The sequence below is a fragment of the Gemmatimonadetes bacterium SCN 70-22 genome, assembly GCA_001724275.1.
Classification (GTDB): domain Bacteria; phylum Gemmatimonadota; class Gemmatimonadetes; order Gemmatimonadales; family Gemmatimonadaceae; genus SCN-70-22.
Genome location: MEDZ01000040.1, coordinates 1 through 24,234 on the forward strand (window position 1 = coordinate 1; position 24,234 = coordinate 24,234).

General features: G+C 70.2%; 20 protein-coding genes. 13 read left to right on the forward strand and 7 right to left on the reverse strand.

Annotated elements, in window-relative coordinates; translation table 11 throughout:
- Positions 1-175 precede the first annotated feature (175 nt).
- The 9 genes from ABS52_16095 (at position 176) to ABS52_16135 (ending at position 10,677) form a co-directional block, all read left to right on the forward strand.
- Positions 176-355, forward strand: a complete 180-nt coding sequence (locus ABS52_16095; GenBank protein ID ODT01843.1) for a hypothetical protein — start codon at positions 176-178, stop codon at positions 353-355.
- Positions 356-1,062: 707 nt separating this feature from the next.
- Positions 1,063-2,334, forward strand: a complete 1,272-nt coding sequence (locus ABS52_16100) for a chromate transporter (protein ODT01844.1) — start codon at positions 1,063-1,065, stop codon at positions 2,332-2,334.
- A gap of 141 nt (positions 2,335-2,475) precedes the next feature.
- Positions 2,476-3,318, forward strand: a complete 843-nt coding sequence (locus ABS52_16105; GenBank protein ID ODT01845.1) for a hypothetical protein — start codon at positions 2,476-2,478, stop codon at positions 3,316-3,318.
- Positions 3,319-3,403: 85 nt separating this feature from the next.
- Entirely contained in the window at positions 3,404-3,928 is a 525-nt protein-coding gene (locus ABS52_16110) for a hypothetical protein (GenBank protein ODT01846.1), read from the forward strand.
- A gap of 172 nt (positions 3,929-4,100) precedes the next feature.
- Positions 4,101-5,774: a lactate permease gene (locus ABS52_16115; GenBank protein ODT01847.1), complete on the forward strand. Its 1,674-nt coding sequence runs from the start codon at positions 4,101-4,103 to the stop codon at positions 5,772-5,774.
- Positions 5,775-5,936: 162 nt separating this feature from the next.
- Positions 5,937-6,989 carry a hypothetical protein gene (locus tag ABS52_16120; GenBank protein ODT01848.1) on the forward strand — a complete coding sequence of 351 codons (1,053 nt, stop codon included), beginning with the start codon at positions 5,937-5,939 and terminating at the stop codon, positions 6,987-6,989.
- A gap of 184 nt (positions 6,990-7,173) precedes the next feature.
- The gene (locus tag ABS52_16125) at positions 7,174-8,394 is read left to right on the forward strand and encodes a D-3-phosphoglycerate dehydrogenase (protein ODT01866.1); all 1,221 of its coding nucleotides are present in this window, start codon (positions 7,174-7,176) and stop codon (positions 8,392-8,394) included.
- 5 nt (positions 8,395-8,399) lie between these two features.
- Positions 8,400-9,962: a hypothetical protein gene (locus ABS52_16130; protein ID ODT01849.1), complete on the forward strand. Its 1,563-nt coding sequence runs from the start codon at positions 8,400-8,402 to the stop codon at positions 9,960-9,962.
- Between the two features lie 247 nt (positions 9,963-10,209).
- Entirely contained in the window at positions 10,210-10,677 is a 468-nt protein-coding gene (locus ABS52_16135) for a hypothetical protein (GenBank protein ODT01850.1), read from the forward strand.
- Here ABS52_16135 and ABS52_16140 read toward each other — a convergent pair.
- Positions 10,674-11,174 (reverse strand): hypothetical protein, encoded by a 501-nt coding sequence (locus tag ABS52_16140; protein ODT01851.1) that lies wholly within the window; start codon positions 11,172-11,174, stop codon positions 10,674-10,676. The genes ABS52_16135 and ABS52_16140 overlap by 4 nt on opposite strands.
- 237 nt (positions 11,175-11,411) lie before the next feature.
- Here ABS52_16140 and ABS52_16145 point away from each other — a divergent pair, with 237 nt between their 5' ends.
- Together ABS52_16145 and ABS52_16150 are read left to right on the forward strand one after the other, a co-directional pair.
- A complete protein-coding gene (locus ABS52_16145) occupies positions 11,412-13,034 on the forward strand; it encodes an amidohydrolase (protein ID ODT01852.1) in 1,623 nt (540 codons plus the stop codon).
- A gap of 260 nt (positions 13,035-13,294) precedes the next feature.
- Positions 13,295-14,500, forward strand: a complete 1,206-nt coding sequence (locus ABS52_16150; GenBank protein ID ODT01853.1) for a serine protease — start codon at positions 13,295-13,297, stop codon at positions 14,498-14,500.
- A gap of 71 nt (positions 14,501-14,571) precedes the next feature.
- On the opposite strand, the gene ABS52_16155 is transcribed toward ABS52_16150, so the two are convergent.
- On the reverse strand, positions 14,572-15,858 hold the full coding sequence (locus ABS52_16155; GenBank protein ID ODT01854.1) for a 4-hydroxybutyrate CoA-transferase: 1,287 nt from the start codon (positions 15,856-15,858) through the stop codon (positions 14,572-14,574).
- A gap of 214 nt (positions 15,859-16,072) precedes the next feature.
- Here ABS52_16155 and ABS52_16160 point away from each other — a divergent pair, with 214 nt between their 5' ends.
- Both ABS52_16160 and ABS52_16165 read left to right on the forward strand, forming a co-directional pair.
- Complete coding sequence (locus ABS52_16160) at positions 16,073-17,392, forward strand: peptidase M24 (protein ODT01855.1); 1,320 nt, start codon at positions 16,073-16,075, stop codon at positions 17,390-17,392.
- 69 nt (positions 17,393-17,461) lie between these two features.
- The gene (locus ABS52_16165; GenBank protein ID ODT01856.1) at positions 17,462-18,802 is read left to right on the forward strand and encodes a hypothetical protein; all 1,341 of its coding nucleotides are present in this window, start codon (positions 17,462-17,464) and stop codon (positions 18,800-18,802) included.
- Positions 18,803-18,826: 24 nt separating this feature from the next.
- Here ABS52_16165 and ABS52_16170 read toward each other — a convergent pair whose 3' ends face one another.
- Genes ABS52_16170 through ABS52_16190 form a run of 5 tightly spaced genes read right to left on the reverse strand, consistent with a single transcriptional unit; the run spans position 18,827 to position 24,214 of the window.
- Positions 18,827-18,994 carry a cytochrome oxidase maturation protein, cbb3-type gene (locus tag ABS52_16170; protein ODT01857.1) on the reverse strand — a complete coding sequence of 56 codons (168 nt, stop codon included), beginning with the start codon at positions 18,992-18,994 and terminating at the stop codon, positions 18,827-18,829.
- Positions 18,991-21,579 carry a hypothetical protein gene (locus ABS52_16175; protein ODT01858.1) on the reverse strand — a complete coding sequence of 863 codons (2,589 nt, stop codon included), beginning with the start codon at positions 21,577-21,579 and terminating at the stop codon, positions 18,991-18,993. Before ABS52_16175 ends, ABS52_16170 begins: the two co-directional genes overlap by 4 nt.
- The gene (locus tag ABS52_16180; protein ODT01859.1) at positions 21,563-22,309 is read right to left on the reverse strand and encodes a hypothetical protein; all 747 of its coding nucleotides are present in this window, start codon (positions 22,307-22,309) and stop codon (positions 21,563-21,565) included. Before ABS52_16180 ends, ABS52_16175 begins: the two co-directional genes overlap by 17 nt.
- A gap of 4 nt (positions 22,310-22,313) precedes the next feature.
- The gene (locus ABS52_16185; GenBank protein ID ODT01860.1) at positions 22,314-22,802 is read right to left on the reverse strand and encodes a hypothetical protein; all 489 of its coding nucleotides are present in this window, start codon (positions 22,800-22,802) and stop codon (positions 22,314-22,316) included.
- On the reverse strand, positions 22,799-24,214 hold the full coding sequence (locus tag ABS52_16190) for a cytochrome c oxidase accessory protein CcoG (protein ID ODT01861.1): 1,416 nt from the start codon (positions 24,212-24,214) through the stop codon (positions 22,799-22,801). The genes ABS52_16185 and ABS52_16190 overlap by 4 nt, the downstream gene beginning before the upstream one ends.
- Between the last annotated feature and the right edge of the window lie 20 nt (positions 24,215-24,234).

Consider the following 24,234-nt stretch of genomic DNA (forward strand, 5'->3'; position numbering starts at 1 on the left):
CGCCGGCGTGAACCGGCCGCGCGAACGCGGATAGTGCGGCTGACGACGGCGCCGGAGTCTCGGACGGACATGTTTCAGACCTATTCAGAGCTTCCCTAGTCCTAAGTCAGCCAACGATACTGCTGCACCAGGCGGCGCCTGCTACACGGCGACGCAGCAACCCTCAGGAGCGTGAATGCCCACGCTCGACTGGATCGGCAAGCGCGCCGTCTTGAACCACCACCGTGAGATCCCGTTCCATCTGCTCAAACAGGACGCGGAGATCTCGGCGGGAGATACGAGCGCCGGGAACCTACTCTTGGAGGGGGATATGAAGTGGCTCCGCTTCTACATACAGCCAAGTGGAGCCGGATGACTTGTCTGCAGGACAGGCATCTCGCGGCTTCTTGGAGCGGCCGGGGAAAGTAGTACGTCTCGTCCGAAGTGCGGTCGGAGTGGCTCGAGAGAGGCTGGCGGCTGTTGCCGTGGGTGACGTACCGCCTGATGTCTGTCCTTGCGGCGGCGGCGTGGGCGTGCTGGTAGCCCTCTTCACCGCGAACAGCGCGCTCGTGAACTTGGTGGAGGTCTGCTGACCGCAGAGCGCGCGTGACCGGCTTCTACCGCACAGCCACCAGGAACTCAAGCGTGCTCGTGCATCAGCCCGGGCCGCGACGTCTACGACGGGCGTTGGGCGCCCGCCCGAGGGGCTGACCGTTGGCTTTCAGCCAACCGCCCGACCTAGACCTGAGCAGTGGTGACGCTCATGGCAATGTGGTGAACCGAACCCCGCTCCGTTTGTGCCGCGGAGTCCCTGAATCGACCTCACGTCGCCGCTCAGCGAGGGCCTAATGCACTGGGCTACAACGATGTGAATCGTGCTTCCACTGCATGGGCTTCGGCGGGTCGCGGGTTCAAATCCCGCCGTCCCGATAGCTTCACCAAACGAACTGTGACGGCCCGTCTGCCACCTCGGTGCAGCCGGGCCGTTTACGTTCGTTACCGCAGCCTTCCCTCGGAGCGCCGACCTCCTGTCATTCGACAGCGACAGGCGCGGGGTGGCCTCGGGTGCTATCGTAGCCAATCGTGACCCCTTCTGCCGACCCGTCGACCAGCGAGCACCCCCCGCTACACGACGCCCCCGCCCCGACCACGGGCGCGACGCCCCTCCCCGAACTGGCGCTACTCTTCCTCAAGCTGGGGACTATCGCCTTCGGCGGTCCCGCCGCGCACATCGCGATGATGGAGGACGAGGTGGTGCGCCGTCGCCGATGGCTCACCCGCGAGCAGTTCCTCGACTACCTCGGCGCCACCAATCTCATCCCGGGCCCCAACTCGACCGAGCTGGCCATCCACATCGGGCACGCGCGGGCGGGATGGCGAGGGCTCCTGATCGCGGGGGCAAGCTTCATTCTCCCGGCGGCGCTGATCGTGGCGACGGTGGCGTGGGCCTACATGAAGTTCGGCACGCTGCCACAGGGCGAGGCGATCCTGCACGGGGTCAAGCCGGTGGTGATCGCCGTGGTCCTGCAAGCCATCTGGCGGTTGGGGCGCTCGGCGGTGAAATCGCCGATGCTCGCCGCGGTGGCCGCGGCTGCGACAGTCGCGGCGGCACTCGGGGTGAACGAACTGGTGATCCTGGCCGGTGCCGGCGGCGCGATGGCGCTGGCGCGATCGTCGAGTACATGGGGTGCGGCCGGCAACGCTCGCGGAGTGGTCGCGGCGCCGGTCGTGGCGTCGGCGGCCGGATGGTCAGGCCCCGGGGGCGCGGGTGCGGGCGCGACGTCGGCAACGCCGGTGGCGCTCGCTGCGGCGACGGGTGTGGCTGTGGGGGGATCGTTCACGCTCCCCGCACTCTTCGCGGTGTTCGCCAAGATCGGCGCGGTACTGTTCGGCAGCGGCTACGTCCTGCTCGCGTTCATGCGCGCCGACCTGGTCGAGCGGCTCCACTGGCTCTCGGAGCGGCAGCTCCTCGACGCGGTGGCGGTGGGGCAGGTGACCCCGGGGCCAGTCTTCACGACGGCCACCTTCGTGGGCTACGTGCTTGGGGGCGTTCGGGGCGCCGTGGTGGCCACGGTGGGGATCTTCCTCCCGGCCTTCGTCTTCGTCGCGCTGAGCGGGCCGCTGGTCCCTCGGCTGCGACGGTCTCCCGCGGCCGGGGCGGTGCTGGACGGGGTGAACGCCGGGTCGCTGGCGCTGATGGCGGTGGTAACGTGGCAACTCGCACACACCGCGCTGGCCGACCGGCTGTCGGTCTCGCTGGCGGTGCTCAGCGTGCTGCTCCTGCTGTGGCGCCGCGTGAACTCCGCGTGGCTGGTGATCGGGGGCGCCCTGGCCGGGGTGGTGGCCTCGCTGTAGAAGCGAGGAGCACGGGTGACCTCGACCGATGGCCCTCTCTCCCCGCGCTTGCCACCTTCCCCCGGCGTGCGCCGTCGCGCACTTTCCACGCATTCCGCGAGGCCGAGCGCCTCACCGTCTTCTTTCGTGTCGTGGCCGCGTATGCGACTGGTGCGCTGCGAACAATGTGGCGCCAAGGCGCTGATCGCGGCGACGCAATGCCCGCGATGTACCCACCCGCTCGACCTCCGTGACTCGCGGGGGGACGCGGTGCCGTTGGCGTACTGTCCCGAGTGCGACACCTACTACCCGCGCAGTCGCGGTGGGTGCAAGTGGTGCGGCACCAAGCCTGCGGCCATCCCGGTCTCCCCGTGGAAGATCTGGGCGGCGATTGGGGCGGGGCTCGTGGTGATTGCCTTGGGGATCTGGCAATACCGGGTGTACACGGCGTCGCGAAGCGCGGGCGAGGCGGCGGCGATGGCCCCGGATGCTGCCACCGAGGCCGCCGAGGCCGCCGAAACGCCCCCATCGCCGCTTCCCGTGGGACGCGCCGATACGGCCGGGGGAGAGGAGGACGACTCCCTCCACGAGGGGGCGGGGAGGGAGGAATCGCTGAAGGTGCGCATCGCAGGGGGGGTGACGGTCCCTCCCGCCGGTGGGGGCGCAGCGGCTGGGGGCGCGCCCGCTGCCGTGGCTCCCGGCAGTGCGGCTGGAGCTGTCGCTGGCGCCGCCCGCGCGGCCCAGCCCCCTGTGGGGACGCCCCCGGCTGGCGTGCCGGTGACTCGCGACCGGTACAGCGGCCCGTGGTCGCGCGCGGTGGCGATCGAGTGGGTGAACGTGCGCGTCGACCCCTCGCGGGATGCGGCGGTGGCCGGCGTCGTGACCCCGGGGACCACGGTCCAGCTGGGGGAGATCCGCGCCGGGTGGCGCAGGGTGCGCTCGGCGGGTGTCGAAGGGTGGGCCGACGCGAGGTTCTTCTCGGCCGACACCGTCGCCAGGCGTTAGGGGTGGAGGGGGCGGGGGATTGACCTCCGGGGCATGCGGTTCGTCTTATCGCAGGTGCCTCCCGATTCAAGGAGAAAGCGGTATATTGAACGTGTACATGACAAATCCAGTAAAGCGCCGGAGCCGCCGACCGCGGCGGGGCAATCCGGACAGCCACATCCCACAGCACTCCTCCGTTTCGACCAGCCGGGAAGCATACGCAGAAACCCGACGCTGGCTCCTGGCACTGCACGGTCCCACGTGCGCCTATTGCGGAGTCGAGTCCAACCCGCGGAACATCACGCTCGACCACGTCACCCCGCGCAAGGGGCAGACGGCGTACGACCGCCGCGACAACCTGGTCCTGGCGTGCAAGCGCTGCAACACGGCCAAGGCCGACAAGCCGTTCCTGATGTACCTGCTGGCCCAGCGCGCCCGGGCGACGAACCTGGCGCGGTACGGGCAGCACCTGAGCGACGGGATCCTCGACATCGTGCGCCCGCTGGCGGGTGAGGTCGTGATCCCTCCCACCACGGCCACCCGGGAGCGCGCGCGTCCGCGCATCGTGTACGGCCTCGAAGCGGACGACGACTCGCCGTACTCGGACTCGCCCTATCGCGCGAGCGCCTGACGAGGCGATCGCCCCTCAGCACCGGCAGCACGCAACCGGCCCCCGCGGGTACGCCCGCGGGGGCCTCGTCTTTTCCTCCCCCTGCCCACATCTTCGCCCCGCGCTCGTCTTCTCGTCTTCTCGTCTTCTCGTCTTCTCGTCTTCTCGTCTTCTCGTCTTCTCGTCTTCTCGCATGCCGTGGCCCCAGAGCTACTCGCCTCACGACTCGGCCGTCGTCTCGACGCTGGTGGCGGCTTTGCCGCTGGTGGTGCTGCTCGGGCTGCTGGCGATGCGGCAGGTGCGCGCCCACTGGGCGGCGCTGGCGGGGTTGGGGACGGCGGTGGCGGTCGCGATTCTCTCGCTGCGGATGCCGGCCGGGATGGCGCTCGCGTCGGCCGGCCACGGGGCGCTGTACGGGCTCTTCCCCATCGGGTGGATCGTGCTGAACGTGATCTTCCTGTATCGCCTGACGAGTGAATCGGGGTATTTCGCCGCGCTGCAGGGGAGCATCGGGGCGGTCACGACCGACCGTCGGCTGCAACTCGTGCTGATCGCCTTTTCGTTCGGCGCGTTCTTCGAGGGGGCGGCCGGGTTCGGGACGCCGGTGGCGGTGACCGGCGCCCTCCTCATCGGGCTCGGCTTCACGCCGCTGCAGGCGAGCGGACTCTCGCTGATTGCCAACACGGCACCGGTGGCCTTCGGCGCGCTCGGGACGCCGATCGTCGCGCTCCAGGGGGTGACGGGGCTGGACCTCCTCGACCTGAGCGCGATGGTGGGGCGCCAGCTCCCGGTCTTCTCCCTGATCGTCCCGTTCTGGCTGACGCTGGCCTACGTGGGCGTCCGCCGGACGTTCGCCATCTGGCCGGCGCTGCTGGTGGCGGGGGTGGCGTTCGCCGTCCCGCAGTTTCTCGTCTCGAACCTGCACGGACCGTGGCTGGTGGACGTGGTGGCCAGCGTGTGCAGCATGGGGGCGTTGGTGGCGTTGCTGAAGGTGTGGGCGCCGAGTGACGGGTGGGGGGGAGATGAGGCGGGAGAGGGGAGACGGGGGACGGGAGTGCGGTCGGCGCCTGCGCGTGGTGGGACGGTTGCGGCTGGCGGGGCGGGGGTCGGGAGCGCCCGGGCGTGGGGGCCGTGGGTCATCCTCTCGGTGCTCGTCTTTGCGTGGGGGCTGCCGCCGGTGAAGGGAGTGCTGAACGCGATCTCGGCGCCGGCGTTCCCGGTTCCGGGGTTGCACCTGCTGGTGCAGCGCATGCCGCCGGTGGTGGCGGCGCCCACGCCCGAGCCGGCGGTCTTCACCCTCAACTGGCTCTCGGCGACCGGGACGGCGATCCTGGTGGCGGCGCTCGTGGCGGGACTATTCATGGGATTCTCGCCGAAGGCGCTCGCGCGCGAGTACCTGGCGACCATCAAGGTGGTGCGCGCATCGCTCCTGACCATCGCGGCGATGCTCGCGCTGGGGTTCGTGTCGCGCTACTCGGGGATGGACGCCATCCTCGGCCTCGCCTTCGCGAAGACCGGGGTGTGGTATCCGTTCTTCGGGGCGATGCTCGGGTGGCTGGGGGTGGCGTTGACCGGGTCGGACACGTCGTCGAACGTCCTGTTCGGGAGCCTGCAGGTGATGACCGCGCAGCAGGTGGGGGTGAGCCCGACGCTGATGGCGGCGGCCAACTCGTCAGGCGGGGTGATGGGGAAGATGATCGACGCCCAGAGCATCGTGGTGGCCAGCACGGCGACGCGCTGGTACGGCCAGGAGGGGACGATCCTGCGCTTCGTCTTCCGGCACAGCCTGGCGCTGGCCGCCCTGGTGGGGGCCTGGGTGGCCCTGCAGGCATACGTCCCGCCGTTCACGCGCATGGTGGTACGTTAGGCGCGGCGGCGCGGGCGCATCCGTCGCCGAGCGCCGGTCGCGCGCGCGACCCCCCGTGCCGCGGCGGGGGCATGCCCCCCGCCAGCGCACTCCCGCGCCCCGTCGTCCGCCCGCGATTTCCCGTTTTCTGTCTCCCGTCTCCCGACCCCCGACTCCCGCCCCATGCACATCTCACGTCTCATCCACGCCGTCGACGCCCACGCGGCCGGCGAGCACGGTCGCGTCATCACGGGGGGCGTCGTCGACGTCCCGGGCGTCACGATGTTCGACAAGATGACGTGGCTGCGCACGCACGGCGACGCGTTGCGCCTGCGCATGCTGCGCGAGCCGCGCGGCTACCCGGCCGCCAACTGCAACCTGATCCTCCCCTCGTCGCACCCGGAGGCCGACGCCGGGTTCGTCATCATGGAACATGTGGAGTACCCGGGGATGTCGGGGACCAACACCATCTGCGTCGTGACGGTCCTCCTGGAAACGGGAATGCTCCCGATGCGCGAGCCCGTCACCGAGCTCACGCTCGAGGCGCCGGCGGGGCTCATTCGCGTGCGCGCCGACTGCGCCAACGGCAAGGTCACGCGGGTGACGTTCCGCAACGTCCCGGCGTTCGCCACGCACCTCGATGCCACGGTCGAGGTCCCCCAGCTGGGGACGGTGTCGGTCGACGTGGCGTATGGCGGGATGTTCTACGTGATTGCCGACGCCCGGCAGTTCGGATTGCGGCTGACGCCAGACGAGGGGCGCGACGTGGTGCGTATCGGCGAGATGGTCAAGGCGGCGGCGCGCGAGCAGCTCCCCGTCGTCCACCCGGAGCAGCCCGGCTTCGAGGGGATCACGATCGCCCAGCTGTCGGGGCCGCCGCTCGCCGGCGATGCCGACTGGCAGAACGCCGTCGTCGTCTCCACGGGCCAGCTCGACTGGGATCGCCCGTCGACGTGGACGGGCGCGCTCGACCGCTCCCCGTGCGGGACGGGGACCTCGGCCAAGATGGCCACGCTCCACGCGCGCGGGAAACTCGGGCTGCACCAGGATTTCCGCCACGCCGGCATTCTCGGGACGGTCTTCACCGGGCGCCTGGTGGAGGAGGTGCAAGTGGGCCCGTATCGCGCGGTCGTTCCCACCATCGCGGGGCAGGCGTGGATCACCGGCATGGCCACCTACTGTCTCGATCCCACCGACCCGTTTCCCGAGGGGTACACCGTCGGCGACATCTGGTAGCGGGCGCGCGCGCGGGTGGCCCCGCCACGCGCGGCGGTCGGCAAAGGCGGCGGGAGCTACCGTGCGTCGGGGCATCTCCGGCGCGGGCGCATGGACGGGGCGATTAATTTGGGCAATGCCGCCGGCGGCGCAGCGTGCCCGCCGGCCGTGTCGCGTTGCCCCACGGCCGCTCCCCATGCCCCAGATGACGTCGTTTCCGCGCGAGCGCATCCGCATCACGCTGCTCGAGAACATCCATCCCGCTGCCCGCGAGACGTTGGTGGAGGCGGGGTACACGGTGGAGTCGATCCCCCGCGCGCTCGAAGGAGACGAGCTCGATTCGGTCGTGGCGACGTCGCACCTGGTCGGGGTGCGCTCGCGCACCAAGATCCGTGCCCCCCAACTCGAGCATGCCGGCAAGCTCCTCGCCATCGGCTGCTTCTCGGTGGGGACCGACCAGGTCTCCATCGCCGACGCGGCTCGGGCCGGGGTCCCGGTGTTCAACGCGCCGCATGCCTCCACGCGCAGCGTGGCCGAGCTGACCATGGGGCACGTCGTGGCGCTGGCCCGCCGGGTGGGAGAGAAGAACCTCAAGCTGCACCGCGGGGAGTGGGACAAGTCGCTGGCCGGGGCGCACGAGGTGCGCGGCCGTACGTTAGGCATCGTGGGGTACGGGCACATCGGGCAACAACTCGGCATCCTGGCCGAGGCGTTCGGGATGCGCGTCCTGTTCCATGACATCCAGAAGAAGCTCCCGCTGGGACTGAATCGCCCGGTCTCGTCGCTCGAGGTGGTGCTCGAGGAGTCGGACTTCGTGACGCTACACGTCCCCGAGACACCGCGCACGCGGGGGATGATCGGCGCGGCGCAGCTGGAGCGGATGAAGCACGGCAGCTACCTCCTCAACCTGTCCCGCGGGAGCGTCGTGGACGTGGACGCGCTGCGCGACTCGCTGCGCCGCGGACACCTCGCGGGGGCGGCGCTCGACGTCTTTCCCAGCGAGCCGGCGCCGACCAGCGCGCCGTTCGACGTCGGCTTCAGCGACTTCCCGAACGTGATCCTCACCCCGCACATCGGCGGCAATACCGAGGAAGCCCAGCGGAACATCGGGATCGAGGTGGCCAACTCGTTCATCGGCTTCATCGACCGCGGCTCGACCGAGGGGGCGGTGAACTTCCCGAACGTGAACCTTCCCGAGATCCCGAACACGCACCGCATCCTGAACATCCACCGCAACGTTCCCGGCGCCCTGGCCGAGGTGAACCGCATCGTGTCCGAGGTGGGGGCCAACATCGAGGCGCAGCAGCTGGCCACGACCCGCGAGATCGGGTACCTGGTGATGGACGTGAACAGGGAGCTCTCCGACGAGGTGCACCAGCGCATCGCGGCCCTCCCGATGAGCGTCCGCACGCGGATCCTGTACTGACGCGGATGGGCGACCGGTCGCGACTGCGCAGTGAAGCCCTGGCCGGCGAGGTGCGTGAGCGCCCGGCCGAGGTGCGCCTCCATCCCGATCCGGAGTCGGTCGCCGATTTCCTCCACGACGAATCGAAGCTCGGGGGGAGCGGGATCGGGTCGCTCGCCGTTCCGCGCACCGTCGGCGCGCTTCGCGCCGTACTCGCCTGGCACGCACACGAGGGGAACCGCGTCGCGGTCTCGGGGGCGCGCACAGGGGTGACCGGGGGGGCGGTACCCGAGAATGGGGCCCACCTCGTCTCCCTCGCGGAGCTGCGGGGCGTCGTACGAGTCGACGCCGAGGGCGACCCGCCGACCATCACCGTGCTCGCCGGGACCTCGCTGGCGGAGCTCAATGCCCACCTGGCCGCGCATCACCCCGGGCTGGCCTTCCCGGTTGACCCGACCGAGACGTCGGCCTCGCTGGGAGGGATGGTGTCCACCAACGCCGGCGGGGCGCGCACCTATCGCTTCGGCGCGATGCGAGAGTGGGTCCAGGCGCTCACGATCGAGCTCGCGAGCGGCCGGACCCTTCACCTGACGCGCGGGCGGGAGCGGGGAGAGGGTGGCGTGTTGTGGCTCGAGGACGACGGAGGGGCTCGCGCGTTGGAGATTGCGCCCATTCCCAAGCCGGCCACGAAGAACGCCATCGGATACGGCTTTTCGCCGAGTGGAGACGCCATCGACCTCTGGATCGGAGCGGAGGGAACGTTAGGCGTGGTGAGCGAAGTGACGGTGAGGCTCGTGCGCGCGGAACCGGGGCGACTGGGATCGCTGCAGTTCTTCGACCGGGTCGAGGAAGGTTTCGCCTTCGTCTCGGCGCTCCGTGCGGCGCGCGAGCTGGATGTGACGGCCATCGAGTTCCTCGATGCGCGCTCCCACGCCTTGGCGCGTGACAGCGGAAAGCCGGCGGTGGACAGGGTCCTCCAGCAGGGGGGCGGAGCGGCCTGTTCGATCTTCGTCGAGATCGCCTTCGCGACGGAAGACGATCTCGGGGAGATCGCGGAGGGGCTCGAGCGAATGGTGCGCCAGGCGGGGGGAGACCCGGATCGGTCCTTGGCGGGGGCAACCGAGGGTGCGCTGCGGGATATCCGGGCCTTCCGGCACGCCGTCCCCGAGCGGATCAACGCAATCATTGCGCAGCGCCGCGAACGGCACCCCGGGCTGCACAAGATCGCCACCGACATGGCGGTCCCCGACGAGGCGCTCGGCTGGGTGTACCGCCGATACCAGGAAGTGATCGGCAGGGCGGGGCTCGACTACGCCGCTTTCGGACACGTGGGAAACAATCACTTCCACGTGAATATCCTGCCGCGCGACGAGGCGGAGCTGGCGCGCGCCAGGGAGTGCTATGCCATCCTGGCGCGAGAGGTCGTGGCGCACGGCGGATGTGTCTCCGCCGAACACGGGATCGGAAGGATCAAGAAGGGATTCATGGCGATCCAGTATCCACCGGCCGTGCTCGACGCCTTCAGGCGGGTGAAGCGGTGGGCCGATCCCCAGTGGCGGCTCAACCGCGGGGTGCTGATCGATCCCTGAGGCGCGGCGAATGTACGCGCTGTGGAAAATGTGATACGAGGGAGAGGTGCTGGTTCGCAGCAGGGGAGTACCGCGCCAGAAGAGCGAGCGACGGGGGCGAGAAATCTGACGAGCTGAAAGCGCCTAATACGCATTTTGTCATCGTGTTAGGCTGTGATTCTTGATGTGGCGTCCGAGATTCGTGGCGCGGTGGCCGAGCTGGGTCGGGGCGTTGCGCGGGGAGGCGCCCGCCCGGTAGAATCAGGGCATGCGTCCCATTGCCCCCGCCCGCGAGTACGACGTCGCGGCCCTCGCCGAGCTCAACAATCGGTACGCCCCCGAAGGGCTGACCCTTCCGCGCTCGCCGTCGTTCGTCGAAGCGCACATCGACGACTACCGCGTGGTACGCGACGACGACGGGCGAATCGTCGGCTGTGTCTGCATCGACGAGTACTCGCCGTCGCTGGCCGAGATCGTCTCGCTGGCTGTCGATACGGCACAGCAGCGGAAAGGGCTCGGAGCGCAGCTGATCATGGCGGCGGTGGAGCTGGCGGCCAAGCGGGGGTACCCGGAAATCTTCGCCGTATCCTTTTCGGATTCCCTCTTCGAGCGTTGCGGCTTTCACTTCCAGGATATCGAGAAGTATCCGGAGAAGAAGCGGCGGTACGACAAGGTGTCGGCCGACGAGTGGACGATCGGGCACAAGCACTGCTTCGCGATGGCGATCCAGCGCTAGTGCTTCATCGGCATGCAGGCGTGCTCGACCGACTCGAACTTCTCATGGATGGCGGTGATCGCCGCCTTGAGCTCGCTGTCCGGGGCACCCTTGCGGGCGGAATCCGCGAGGGCGGCTGAGGCGGCGGCGAGGGCGTCGACCGTGGCCTTGGTGTCGTCCTTGGCGCAGGCCGCGGGGGCGCTGGTGGCGGCCCACGTCCTGGCCTGGGCGGCGAGATCGGCTGCCTTGGCCTTGAGCGGGGCGAAGTCGCCCTTGTCCGCGGCCGGGTGATAGGTGGCGGCGAGCGTCGCGTGGAAGGCGTCCATCTCCTTCCAGGCGGAGGCGGCGTGCCCCTTCATGTCGTGCCCCTTCATGGCGTCCCCCTTCATGGCGTCCCGCTTCATGGCGGCGGAATCCTGCTTTTGTCCTCCGTGTTGGTGCTGCTGGGCGCGTGCGGGCGAGGTGGTGACGGCGACGAGGGCGAAAGTGACGGCAAGGCGCGTGATGGCAAGGCGCATGAATGGCTCCGTGGAGAAGTTCGATGAGTGGACGTCAATCTAACGGCTCGCCGAGTTGAGCCGGGATCCGGCGTCGCGACTGGATACCCCGCAAGCGCCCCGATTGCGCGCCACCTCGTTGGCGGCTTCAACCATTGGCGTGGCTGGGCCGTTCAACGCACAACGCACGTGCGGCGGGCTGAGACCGAAGGGCCGTGCGCGCGGTGACGACACCAACCCGATCCGGAGCCAAGAGAGATGACATCACGGTTGACGCGTGCAGTGGTGGCGGTAGCGGGCGCGATGCTGCTGGCGGCGTACGGGGCGCCGCTCGTGGCGCAGGACGCCGACCCGGCGCCCAGGCGGGCCGAGGGCGAGGGGCCGTTCGATCGCCTCATCATCCGCGGTGCGACTCTCATCGACGGCCAAGGGGGGCCGCCGCGTGGGCCGGTGGACATCGTGATCGAGAAGAACCGCATCGTGCAGGTGGCCGACGTCGGCTACCCCGGACTTCCGATCAACCCGGATCGACGCCCCAAGGGGCCGGCACGGGAGATCGACGCGACGGGGATGTACGTCCTTCCGGGGTTGATCGACCTCCATGTCCACACGTGCGGCAAGCCGAAGGCGCCCGAGGCCGAGTATTGCTACAAGCTCTGGCTCGCGCACGGGATCACGACGGTTCGCGGGGTCCCGTTTGGCGGCTTCGAGTGGTCCATTGGTGAGGCGAAGCGTTCGGCCTCCAACGAGATCACGGCCCCGCGCCTGGTGAACTACCAGCGCCCGGGGAGCGGGAAGGGGTGGACCGGCGGGCAGATCACGACGCCGGAGAAGGCGCGCGAGTGGGTGCGCTGGGCCAAGGCGCAGGGGATCGACGGGCTCAAGGTCGGGGCGCACGAGCCGGAGATCATGGCGGCGCTCATGGACGAGTCCAAGAAGCTCGGCCTCGGCTCCACCGCGCACTTGCAGCAGACGGGGGTCCCCAACATGAACGCGATGCAGGCGGTGCGCCTCGGCCTCGGAGCGGTGACGCACTACTACGGCATCTTCGAGTCGATGTACGAGGGGACGCAGATCCAGCCGTACCCCGCCGACTACAACTACTCGGACGAGCAGTGGCGATTCGGGCAGGTGGCGCGCCAGTGGTCGCTGGTGAAGCCCAAGAGCGAGAAGTGGTGGGCCTTCCTCGACACGCTCAAGAAGTACGATGCGACGCTGGACCCGACGATGACGACGTACATGTCGGGGCGGAACCTGATGTACCGCCGCACGGCGGAGTGGCACGAGAAGTACACGCTGCCGTCGCTGTGGGACTTCTACACGCCGAACCGGGCGAACCACGGGGCCTACTTCTTCGACTGGACCACGTGGGACGAGGTGGCCTGGCGCCGCTTCTACAACGTGTGGATGGAGTTCATCAACGACTACAAGAACATGGGCGGGCGGGTGACGCCGTCGACCGATGCCGGCTTCATCTACAACACGTACGGCTTCAGCTATGTCGAGGAGCTCGAGAACTTCCAGGAGGCGGGGTTCCATCCGCTGGAGGTGATTCGCGGCGCCACGTTGCATGCGGCGCAGGAGCTGAACAAGGCGAACGGGAAGCCGATCGAGATCGGGCTGGTGCGCCCCGGGATGCTGGCGGACCTCGCGATCGTGGGGGAGAACCCCATCGCCAACTTCAAGGTGCTGTACGGGACCGGCCACCTGCGCCTCAATGACAAGACGGGGCAGATGGAGCGTGTGGGGGGCGTGAAGTGGACCATCAAGGATGGGATCGTCTACGACGCGAAGAAGCTCCTCGACGACGTGGCCAAGATGGTGGAGAAGCAGAAGAAGGAGCGGGGGATCTCGAAGCTGCCGGTGGTGTCGATGCCGTAGGGGCAGAAGACGAGAAGACGAGAAGACGAGGGGCTCCCCCCTCGTCTTCTTCGTTCTTGTGGGGAGTGAGGGCGGAAATGGAGGGCGGCAGGAAATCAGTGCCGGTGTCCCGCGACTGTGATCCACCGCCCTTGCCGGGAATTCCCGGACCGCCTATCGTGGCGCGCGCGCGGTTCGTCCCAGGGGCGATGCCCCGAGGCGTGCGGTTGGGGCGCTCGGTTCTCCCTCGATCTGCGGCCTGGAAGGCCGGAGGAGTGGACATGAAGCGAATTGCACTTGGCAGTGCGGTTCTCCTGGTCGCGGCGGCGTGCGCCGATCCGACGTCGGCGCCGACCGTGTCGCCCGAGGTGCTGATGCAGACCGGCGAGGCCCCGATGCTCGCGACGGGGGAGGCGGGGGCCGCGGGGCAAGCGGTTCCGGGGGCGTACATCGTGGTCCTGCGGGACGTCCCCGGGCTGGGACGGGCGTCCGACGTCGCGGTGGCGATGGGGGTGTCGCGGGCCGTGATCCGCTACGAGTACGGGGCGGCGCTCAAGGGATTCGCGGCGCGGGTGAGCGAGGCCGAGGCGGCGCGCCTGGCGCGCGACCCGCGCGTGGCGTACGTGGAGCAGGACCAGGTGATGACCATCTCGGCCACGCAGAGCCCCGCCACCTGGGGGATCGACCGGATCGACCAGCGGGCGTTGCCGCTGTCGGGTTCGTACTCCTATGCCAACACGGGGTCGGGCGTACAGGCGTACATCATCGACACCGGGATCCGCTTCTCGCATAACGAGTTCGGGGGGCGCGCGGCGTCGGGCTACGATGCGGTGGACGGCGGCTCGGCCGACGACTGCAACGGGCATGGGACGCACGTGGCCGGGACGGTCGGCGGCGCGACCTACGGTGTCGCCAAGGGCGTGTCGCTGGTGGCGGTGCGGGTCCTGAACTGCTCGGGGAGCGGCACCACCTCGGGTGTGATCGCCGGCGTGGACTGGGTCACGTCGCATCATGGCGCGGCGTCGGTGGCGAACATGAGCCTGGGCGGCGGCGCCTCGACGGCGCTCGACAACGCGGTGGCCAACTCCATCGCGTCGGGCGTGACGTACGCGATCGCGGCCGGGAACTCCAACCGCGACGCGTGCAAGTTCTCGCCGGCGCGCGTCCCGTCGGCCATCACGGTGGGGGCAACGACGAGCAGCGACGCCCGCGCCTCGTACTCCAACTACGGGAAGTGCCTCGACCTCTTCGCGCCGGGGTCGAGCATCACGTCGTCCTGGTACAGCAGCAACACGGCCACCAACACGATCAGCGGGACGTCGATGGCGACGCCGCACGTGGCGGGGGTCGCGGCGCTGTACCTGCAGTCGAACCCCGGGGCCTCGCCGGCCGCGGTCGCCAGCGCGCTCGTCGCCAACGCGACGGCCAAGGTGGTGGGGAATGCCGGGCGCGGGTCGCCGGACCGGCTGTTGTACACGAGTTACTAGAAGACGAGAAGACGAGAAGACGGGAAGACGGGAAGACGAGGGGGCGGGGACGCTCGCTCGTCTTCTCCGTCTCAGTTCCTGATGCGGCCGAGGTCGCGTCGCAGCTCGTGGCGGAAATCGGGGTGGGCGATGGAGACCAGCGCCTCGGCCCGTTCGCGCAGCGACATGGCGTGGAGGTTCACGGCGCCGTACTCGGTGACGACCCAGTGGACATGGCCACGGGTGGTGACGACGCCGGCGCCCGGTGAGAGCTGCGCGACGATGCGTGACACGGTGCCGCCGGCGGCGGTGGAGGGGAGGGCGATGATCGGCTTGCCGCCGCGGGAGCGGGCGGCGCCACGCACGAAGTCCATCTGTCCGCCGATGCCCGAGTAGATGCGCGGGCCGATGGAGTCGGCGCAGACCTGGCCGGTGAGGTCGACCTGGATGGCCGAGTTGATGGCCGTCACCTTGGGGTTTCGCGCGATCAGCGCGGTGTCGTTGGTGCGGTCGCAGCCGTGGAACTCGACCAGGGGGTTGTCGTCGACGAAGTCGTAGAGACGACGACTCCCGTTCACGAACGAGGTCACGACGCGCCCCGGGTGCACCTGCTTGAAGCGGTTGCTGACGGCCCCGGACTCGATGAGATCGACGATGCGGTCGGAGAACATCTCGGTGTGAATGCCGAGGTCGCGCTTGTCGTGCAGGCGGGCGAGGACGGCGTCGGGGATGGCGCCGATCCCCATCTGGAGGGTGGCGCGGTGCTCGACCAGCCCGGCGACGATCTCCCCGATGCGCGCTTCCGCCTCGGTCTCCCGGCTGGGGAGGTGCTCCGGGAGAGGGCGATCGGAGTGATGGAAGGCGTCGATGCGCTCGAAGGGAATGGCCGTGTTGCCGTGGGTGCGCGGCATGCGGTCGTTGATCTCGGCGATCACGAAGCGCGCGCTGTCGACGGCGGCGCGGGCGCAGTCCACCGACGTTCCTAACGAGCAGTAGCCGTGCCGGTCCGGCGGGGAGAGCTGGACGATGGCGACGTCGAGCGGGATGACGCCGTTGAGGAAGAGCGACGGGATGTCGGACAGGAAGACGGGGACGAAGTCGGCGCGCCCGTCGTTGACCGGCTCGCGCAGCGCCGGGCCGCAGAAGAGGCAGACGGAGCGCAGGCGTTCGGCGACGCCGGGAGCCGTCCACGGGGCCTCACCCTCGGTGTGCATGTGATACAGGCGGACGCCTTCCAGGTCGCCACGCTGGGCCAGGGCCTGCAGGAGGGGGAGCGGCGTGGCGGCGGCGCCGTGCACGAAGGCACGCATGCCGCTGGTGACGAGGGAGATGGCGTCGGACGCGGAGACGCCGCGCGCGGACCAGTCGGGTGGATGCATGGAGGCGGACACGAGGAGCGGGGAATGTAACAGGGCCGGGAGACGGGAGACGGGCGTGGCGCAACGTCGGGGCGGGGGGGTGCGTTCTGGGGACGTGCCAGGAGCGCTGCCCGTCGGGATGCCCTCGACGCCAGGGCGCCCCGGGCACAGTTTCAGGTCCCGCCGCGCCGTGGGGGCGCGCCGGACACTCGCCTAACGAAAGGAGGCCGCCCGCATGTTCTCCCGCCGGAAGTTCCTCACCACCTCGTCGCTGGCGTTGGCCGGGACGGCATGCGCGACGCGCGGCGACGCCAAGGGGGACGACGCGCCGGGGGGCGGCCAGGGGAGCGGCGGGGCGCTGCCGCCGGCGATCGCCGCCCTGACCTCGATGAAGGACCAGGCGAAGCCGATCACGGTCGACGAGCGTCGCGCGCGGCTGGAGAAGGCCCGCCGCCTCATGGCCGAGCAGAAGGTCGATGCCCTGATGCTGACGGGCGGGACGTCGATGGTCTACTTCACGGGGATGAGCTGGGGGAACAGCGAGCGGCTGACGGCGGTGATCGTCCCGGTGAAGGGGACGCCGTTCGTGGTGACGCCGAAGTTCGAGGAGGAGCGCACGATCGAGCAGGTCAAGCTTGGCCCGCTGGGGACGGGGACGGACGTGATGACGTGGGAGGAGGACGAGTCGCCCTCGAAGCTGGTCGCGGACGGGCTGCGGAAGCGCGGCATCGTGGGGGGGCGCCTGGGCGTCGAGGAGACGGTGAAGTTCGTCTTCAGCGACAACGTGGCCCTGGCGGCGCCGCAGTTGCGGCTCACGAGCGGGACGCCGATCACCGCCGGGTGCCGGATGACGAAGGACGCGCACGAGCTGGAGCTCATGAAGCTCGCCTCGGCGGTCACGCTCAAGGCGTACGAGGCGGCGTACAAGTCGCTCAAGGAGGGGATGACGCAGGGCGACTTCGCGCGCCTCGTCTCGCAGGCACACCAGCAGCTGGGCTTCAGCGGTGGGGCGGGGGTGCAGGTCGGCGAGTACTCCGCGCTCCCCCACGGTTCCATCACCCCGCAGGTGGTGCGCGAGGGATCGATCCTCCTGATCGACGGCGGGTGCAAGGTGGAAGGGTACTCCTCGGACCTCTCGCGGACCTTCGTGCTGGGGAAGGCGACCGACAAGATGAAGCAGGTGTTCGAGCTCGAGCACCAGGCGCAGGCGGCGGCGCTGAAGGCGGCGCGCCCTGGCGTGGCGTGCGGGGACATCGACGCCGCCGCGCGGAAGGTGATCGAGGACGGCGGGTACGGCCCGGGCTACAAGTACTTCACGCATCGCGTGGGGCACGGGCTGGGGATGGACGGCCACGAGTGGCCCTATCTGGTGAAGGGGAACACGTTGCCGCTGGCGGTAGGGATGACGTTCAGCGACGAGCCGGGGATCTACATCCCGGGCGAGTTCGGGGTGCGCCTCGAGGACGACTGGGTGGTGACCGAAGACGGCGCCGAGATGTTCACGCCGCAGAGCCCGAGCCTCGAGGACCCGTTCGGGAGTGGAGGGGTGAGCTGAGCGATGCCGATGCAACGAACCGGTACGACCGGCGGGGAAACGGTGCGGCGGAGGCGGGGGGGCATGGCGATGTTGTGGTCAGGGGGGGGGCCCCGCGCCTCCCGCGGCCCAGCCTGGGGTGCCCTGTTCGCCCTCGCCGCCTCGGCCTGCGCCACCGCGCAGACCCCTTACCCCCTCGGCGAGGGTGACCTCGTCGCCAAGGCGCGGGCGATCCACGAGCGCGTCATCACCCTCGATACGCACGTCGACATCAACCCCGGCAACTTCCAGCTGGGGGCACCCAACTACAGGGATCGCCTCAACACGCAGGTGAACCTCCCCAAGATGGAGGAGGGGGGGCTCGACGCGGCCTTCCTCATCGTCTACGTGGGACAGGGGACGCAGCTCACCCCCGAAGGGTACGACCGCGCCTATGCGCAGGCGATGGAGAAGTTCCGCGCCATCCACCGCCTCGTGGACTCCATCGCGCCGGACCGGGCGGCGCTCGCCCTCACTGGCGCCGACGTGCGACGCATCGCCGCCCAGGGGAAGCGGGCGATCCTGATCGGTGTGGAGAACGGCTACCCGATCGGGACGGACCTTACGCGCGTGAAGCAGTTCCACGACCTTGGCGCGCGCTACCTGTCGCTGGCGCACAACGGCCACTCGCAGCTCTCGGACTCCAACACGGGGGAGCGCGACGGCCAGTGGCAGTGGAACGGCCTGTCACCGCTGGGCGAGCGGGTGGTTGCCGAGGCGAACCGCGTCGGGATCATGCTCGACATCTCGCACCCGTCGAAGCAGTCGATGATGCGGACCCTGCAGCTGACGAAAGCGCCGATCATTGCCTCGCACTCGGGCGTGCGGGCGCTGGCCGACCACAGCCGCAACCTGGACGACGAGCAGCTCAAGGCGCTGGCGAAGAACGGCGGCGTGGCGCAGCTGGTGGCCTTCGACGGCTACGTGAAGGTGCGCCCGCCCGACTCGCCGGAGCGGGTGCAGGCCATCGTCGCCCTGCGCGCCGACTTCGGCCTTGCCGGGGGCGGTCCCGGGGGCCTCGGGCCTGGCGCCATCGCGCAGGTGAGCGCCGAGCGACGCGACGAGTTCCGGCGCCGGGTGGCGGAGCTCAACCGGAAGTACCCCCCGCCGCCACGGGCCACGGTGAAGGACTTCGTGAACCACATCGACTACGCGGTCAAGCTGATCGGGATCGACCACGTGGGGATCAGCTCCGACTTCGACGGCGGTGGCGGCGTGGAGGGGTGGAGCGACGCGACCGAGACCTTCAACGTGACGCTCGAGCTGGTGCGCCGCGGCTACACGGAGGAGCAGATCGCGAAGCTCTGGAGCGGGAACCTCCTGCGCGTCCTCGACGCGGTGCAGCGCGTGGCGGCGCAGCTGCAACGCTCGGCGGCCAGCGAGGGGAGGTAGCGCGCGTCGCCGCGCCCGCGCCGGCTATGCCTTCGACTTGTCCTTGCGGGGGGCGTCGTCGTCGTGGAGCATCCGCAGCGCCGGCGTCTCCAGGTCATCGAACTGCCCGCGACGTGCCGCCCAGATGAAGGCAAGCACCGCCGCGAGGACGATCACGAGGGCGAGCGGGAGGACGAGGTACAGGATGCTCATGCCGAAATCTCGCTCCCCTCGCGCCGCGCCGGGAGGCGCTCGAAGGTGCGGCCGTACCAGGAGCCCAGCACCACCGTCAGCGAGCTCAGGGGCATCATCACCGCGGCGACGAGCGGGTTGATCGTCCCCGTTACCGCGAGCGCCACGCCGACCACGTTGTAGGCGAGCGAGAAGGCGATGTTGCGCCGGATGACGCGCATGGTGTGGCTGGCACCGTGCACGAGCTCCACGAGCGGTGCCAGCCCCGGCGTCGTCAGGAAGACGTCGGCGGTGGCGAGCGAGGCCTCTGCCCCGCCGTGGACGCCGATGCCGACCGTGGCGGCGGCAATGGCCGCGGCATCGTTCACGCCGTCCCCGACCATCACCACGCGCTCGCGGGCGGCGACGAGCGCCTCGACCACCTGCAGCTTTTCCTCGGGCGTGGCGTGTCCGCGGCAGTCCGCAGCGGCAATCCCGAGCGTCTCCCCGACGGCGCGCACCACGGGCTCGGCGTCGCCGGACAGGAGGCGGACCGTCCAGCCGGCCTCGCGCAATGCGCGAATGCTGCTCGCGGCGTCGGGGCGAACGGGGTCGCCCATGCCGGCCCGCGCCACCAGCCGACCGTCGACGGCGATCCAGACGGGGGTGAGCGTGTCGTCGATGACATCGCCGCCCCCGGCGTCGTCCCCGGCGTCGTGCCCGGCGTCGTCTGCGGCGTCGTCCGCGGTGATGGCGCGCCGGTTGACAAACGACGGAGAGCCTACGATCAGGTGGCGTCCCGCCACGCGCCCCATGATCCCCCCCCCGGCGACGTGCGTCGACTCCTCGACGATGGGCGATGCCGGCGGGGCGAGGTCACGCACTTCGGCGCCGGGGGCCAGGGCCCGGCGGAATCCCTCGGCGATCGGGTGCGTCGATTCCTGCTCGAGCGCGAGGACCAGCGGCTTGACCCACTCGGGACCTTCCCAGCGCACGAGGGAGACGCGCGCCTCGGTGACGGTCCCGGTCTTGTCGAGGATCAAGGTGCCCGGGTGCGAGAGGGCCTCGATGGCATCGCCACCCTTGATGAAGATCCCGCGCCGGGCGGCGCGGCCGGCGGCGACGGTGACGGCGAGCGGCGTCGCCATCGCCAGCGCGCAGGGGCAGGTGACGACGAGGAGCGCGATGGCGTTGTCGAGCGCGGTCGACGGGTCGACACGGGCGCCGACCACGTAGGTCACGACGGCGAGGACCAGGACGACGCCCACGAACCACCCGGCGAGGCGGTTGGCGAGGATCACCACCGGGGCGCGCCGCCGGGTGCTCTCCTCGACCTGGCGCAGGAGGCGGGCGACGCGGGACTCCTCGCCCGCCCGCTCGATGCGCACGCGGATGGGGGAGGAGACGTTGAGCGTCCCGGCGTACACGGTGGCCCCGCTCTCCACCGTGACGGGGCGCGACTCGCCGGTGAGGAGCGAGAGGTCGACCGCCGACCGCCCCTCGGTCACCTCGCCGTCAGCCGCAATCGTGTCGCCGGCGCGGACCTCCAGGATCATCCCGGGAAGGAGCGCGGCGGCGGGGAGCTCGCGCGCGTTGCCGTCGCCGTCCACGACGCGCGCGCCGCGCGGCGTGAGCGAGTACAGGAGCTCCGATGCGTCGGTGGCGGCGCGCTGCCCCCGCTGCTGGAGGTACCGCCCCACCAGCAGGAGGAAGACGAGGACCGTGACCCCATCGAAGTAGATGGGGCCCGTGTCGGTCAGGGTGTTGACGGCGCCGCGCACGAAGCCTGCGCCCAGCGCGATGGCAATCGGGAGGTCCAGGTGCAACGCGCGGGCGCGGAGCGCCGCCCACGCGCCGGCGAAGAAGACGCGCCCGGGACCGATGATGGCGGGGATCGTGAGGGCGAGCGAGACCCAACGGAAGAAGCGCTCGTACGGCGCCTCGAGCCCGTCGGCGAGCCATCCGCTGTACATCGCGACCGCCGCCAGCATGACGTTGATGGCGATGGCGCCGGCCACCCCGATCCGGATGAGCGCGGCGCGATCTTCCTTGCGCCGCACTTCGTCGCGCCGCACCCCGAGATAGGGGTGCGGGGGATAGCCGAGCGATTCGAGCGAGCGCGCCACCTGCGAGAGGGCGACGCTCCCCGGGTCCCATTCGATCGCGGCCAGCGAGCGGCCGATGTTGAGCTCGGCGCGCGCCACGCCGGGGAGGAGGAGCGGGACGCGCTCCACCAGCCAGACGCACGACGCGCAGTGCACCCCCTCGAGGAACAGCTCGACCCGCGACAGCCCCTCGGGCGTCGTCGTCACGTAGAGCGCGTGGAACGCCTCGTGGTCGAACTCCTCGTACGTACGCCCCGACGCGCGGACGGGCGAGGCGCGGCGGTCGGCGAAGCCGTAGTACTGGTCGAGCCCATGCTGGTGCAGGATCGCATGGGCGGTGCGGCAGCCGCCGCAGCAGAACTGCGCGGGGGCGCCCGGGTCGACGAACCCGTCGGGGACGGGAAGCCCGCAGTGCGCGCACGCGACGTCGGCGCGCGACGCCCCGGCGTCGTCCACGAGGACGTCCGTGCGGGCGCGGGCGGCGGGGCCGGTGCCGGTCGGGGGGCTAATGACGCCGGCCATGCGCCGGGGCCGGGGGGCCGGCCGATTGCATCTGGCGGGCGCGGGCCGCGAGCCGGTCGGGGTCGATGCGCATGCGCCCGGTGATGGAGAGGACGCCCATCACCACCACGGCAGCGGCGGTGACCAGCGGGAGCCGCGCCCGGAATGCACCGGTCAGTCGCTGCGCGCTGTAGCCGACGCCGAGCATCACCGGGAGCGTCCCGACCCAGAAGAGTGCCATGGTGGCCAGCGAGGCGCCCACGCTCCCCGTCCCGGCGGCGGCCAGCACGAAGGCGTAGAGCCAGCCGCACGGAAGGAGGGTGGTGAGGAGGCCGGTCGCGGCCGCGCGCACCTCGGGCGAGCGCTCCCGCACGCGCCCGAGCAGCGCGCCTAACGGGTTGCGAGCGAGCGGGAGTCCCTCGAGGCGGGGGACGCGGACGCCGCGCGACGCCAGGAGGATGGACCCGCCCCAGGCGATCATCAGCGCGCCGGCGACCACCGCCGCGGCGCGCGAGACGCCGACCAGGGCCCCGGCACGATCGAGCCCCTGTCCCACGATCCCCGCCACGAGCCCCAGCGACAGGTACGACACGAGGCGCCCCAGGTTGTAGGCCGCGTGCGACGCGGTTCCCCCGGCGCGCCCGTCGGCGCCGGTCGCATAGAAGCACACGAACCCGCCGCACATCCCGGCACAATGCAGGCTTCCCAGGAGCGAGGCCGTGAGGATCCCGAGCGACAGCGCCAGCGACATGACGTCAGTCGGAGTGCGGCGGCGGGGCGTCGACGCGCTCTCGCACCGCGAAGCGATCGCCTCCGCGCGTCACGGTGAAGCGCAGCTCCCACTCCCCCGGGCGCTGGGCATCGAGCGGGGCCGAATACGAGCCGTTCCCCGACTCGGACAGCCTGGCGGTCAACTGGTGCGACGCGCGGGCATTGTGCATGGCCAGGACTTCGACCCTGGCGCCGGTCAGCGGGGCGCCGGACGCGTCGGTCACGGTGGCCGTGAGCGAGCCCGCGCGCGACGGCGTCCCCAGTTGCAGCTGCGGCACCACGCGCCACCCCAGGCGCGCGCTCTCGGCGCGCAGCGCCAGCTCGTCGTCGAAGTGCACCGCCTTCTGGTAATAATCCGGCTCGACCGCGAACGCCTCGTCCCGGCTGACGAGCACGGCGAGCCAGACGTTGCCAATGACCGTGATCGCGAGGATGACGGCGATGCCGATGGGCCACTGCATGCCACGCTTCATCGTTCGTCCTTGTGCGAGGAGTCGTCGCCCTCGTGCGCCGGCGACTCGTGCCGCTCGCCGTTCCGGGCGCCGGCGCGAGGGCCGAGGAGTCGATAGGGGAAGTCGCCGGTGAAGTCGTCGCCATCGCTCACCCTGACGGTGATGATCCGGTCGCCAGCGGCGAAGGCATCACGCGAGAGAAGCACGAAGAACGAGGTCGTCTCCGTGCGCCCCTCGGCGACCGGGAAGGGGTTCACCGGAATCACGACCTGTCCCTCCTCCGCGCCGACGACCTCGATCCGGTAGCGCTGGTCCTTGCCGCTCCGGTTCGCGATGCGCAGCCGCACCTGGTTGGCGATGCGGCCGTCGGCCTCCTCGGTGAAGGGGCGGTCGATGGAACGGAGCAGGGTGATGTCGGCGGTGGCCTTGGTGCCGAGCTGCCAGACGAAGGCGCCGAGGACGAGGGCAAAGACGGCCGGGTAAATGATCGTGCGCGGCCGGAGGAGGTGCGGCTTCTCGCCCTCGAGGATCTCGCGCGACGTGTAGCGAATGAGCCCAGTCGGCTTCCCGATCGACGTCATGATGGCGTCGCAGGCGTCGGCGCACTGGGTGCAGTGGATGCACTCCATCTGGAGGCCGTCGCGGATGTCGATGCCGGTGGGACAGGTGGCGACGCACGCATTGCAGTCGATGCAATCGCCGGCGCTCGCCTGCCGGTTCTTCGTCCCCTTCATGCGCGGCTCGCCGCGCCCGAAGTCATACGCCACGACGAGCGAGCTCCGGTCGAGCAGCACCGACTGCCAGCGCCCGTACGGACAGGCGATGGTGCACGTCTGCTCGCGGAAGTAGGCGAAGTCGAGAAAGACGAGGATCGTCGTCACCGCCATCACGGCGAACGACGACGGGTGGTCCACCGGTGACTGCGTGACCCAGACCTTCAGCTGGTCCACGCCGACGAAATAGGCGAGGAAGGTATGGGCCAGGACGAGCGCGATGGCGAAGTAGATGACGTTCTTGAGGATGCGGCGCGGGTTGAGGTGACTCCCCGAGCGATCGATCTTGATGGAGCCCATGCGCCCGCCCTCGACCAGGCGCTCGATGGGGCGGAAGACGAACTCCATCCACACCGTCTGGGGGCACCCCCATCCGCACCAGACGCGCCCGAAGAGGGCGGTGAAGGTGAAGATCGCGAGGACGAGGACCCCGAGCAGGAGCATGAACAGCAGGGTGTCGGTCGCAAGGAAGGTGTAGCCGAAGAGGGTGAACTCGCGGCGCACGGCATCCAGCAGCATGGCCGGCTTGCCGTTGATGTCGATGTGCGGGAGGGCGAGGTAGACGACCATCAGCGCATACGCCACCACGCGGCGACGCGTCAGCCACTGGCCGTCGGATGGCTTGGGACGGATCCAGCGCCGCGATCCGTCCTCGTTCATGGTCGGGAGGACCCGACCTT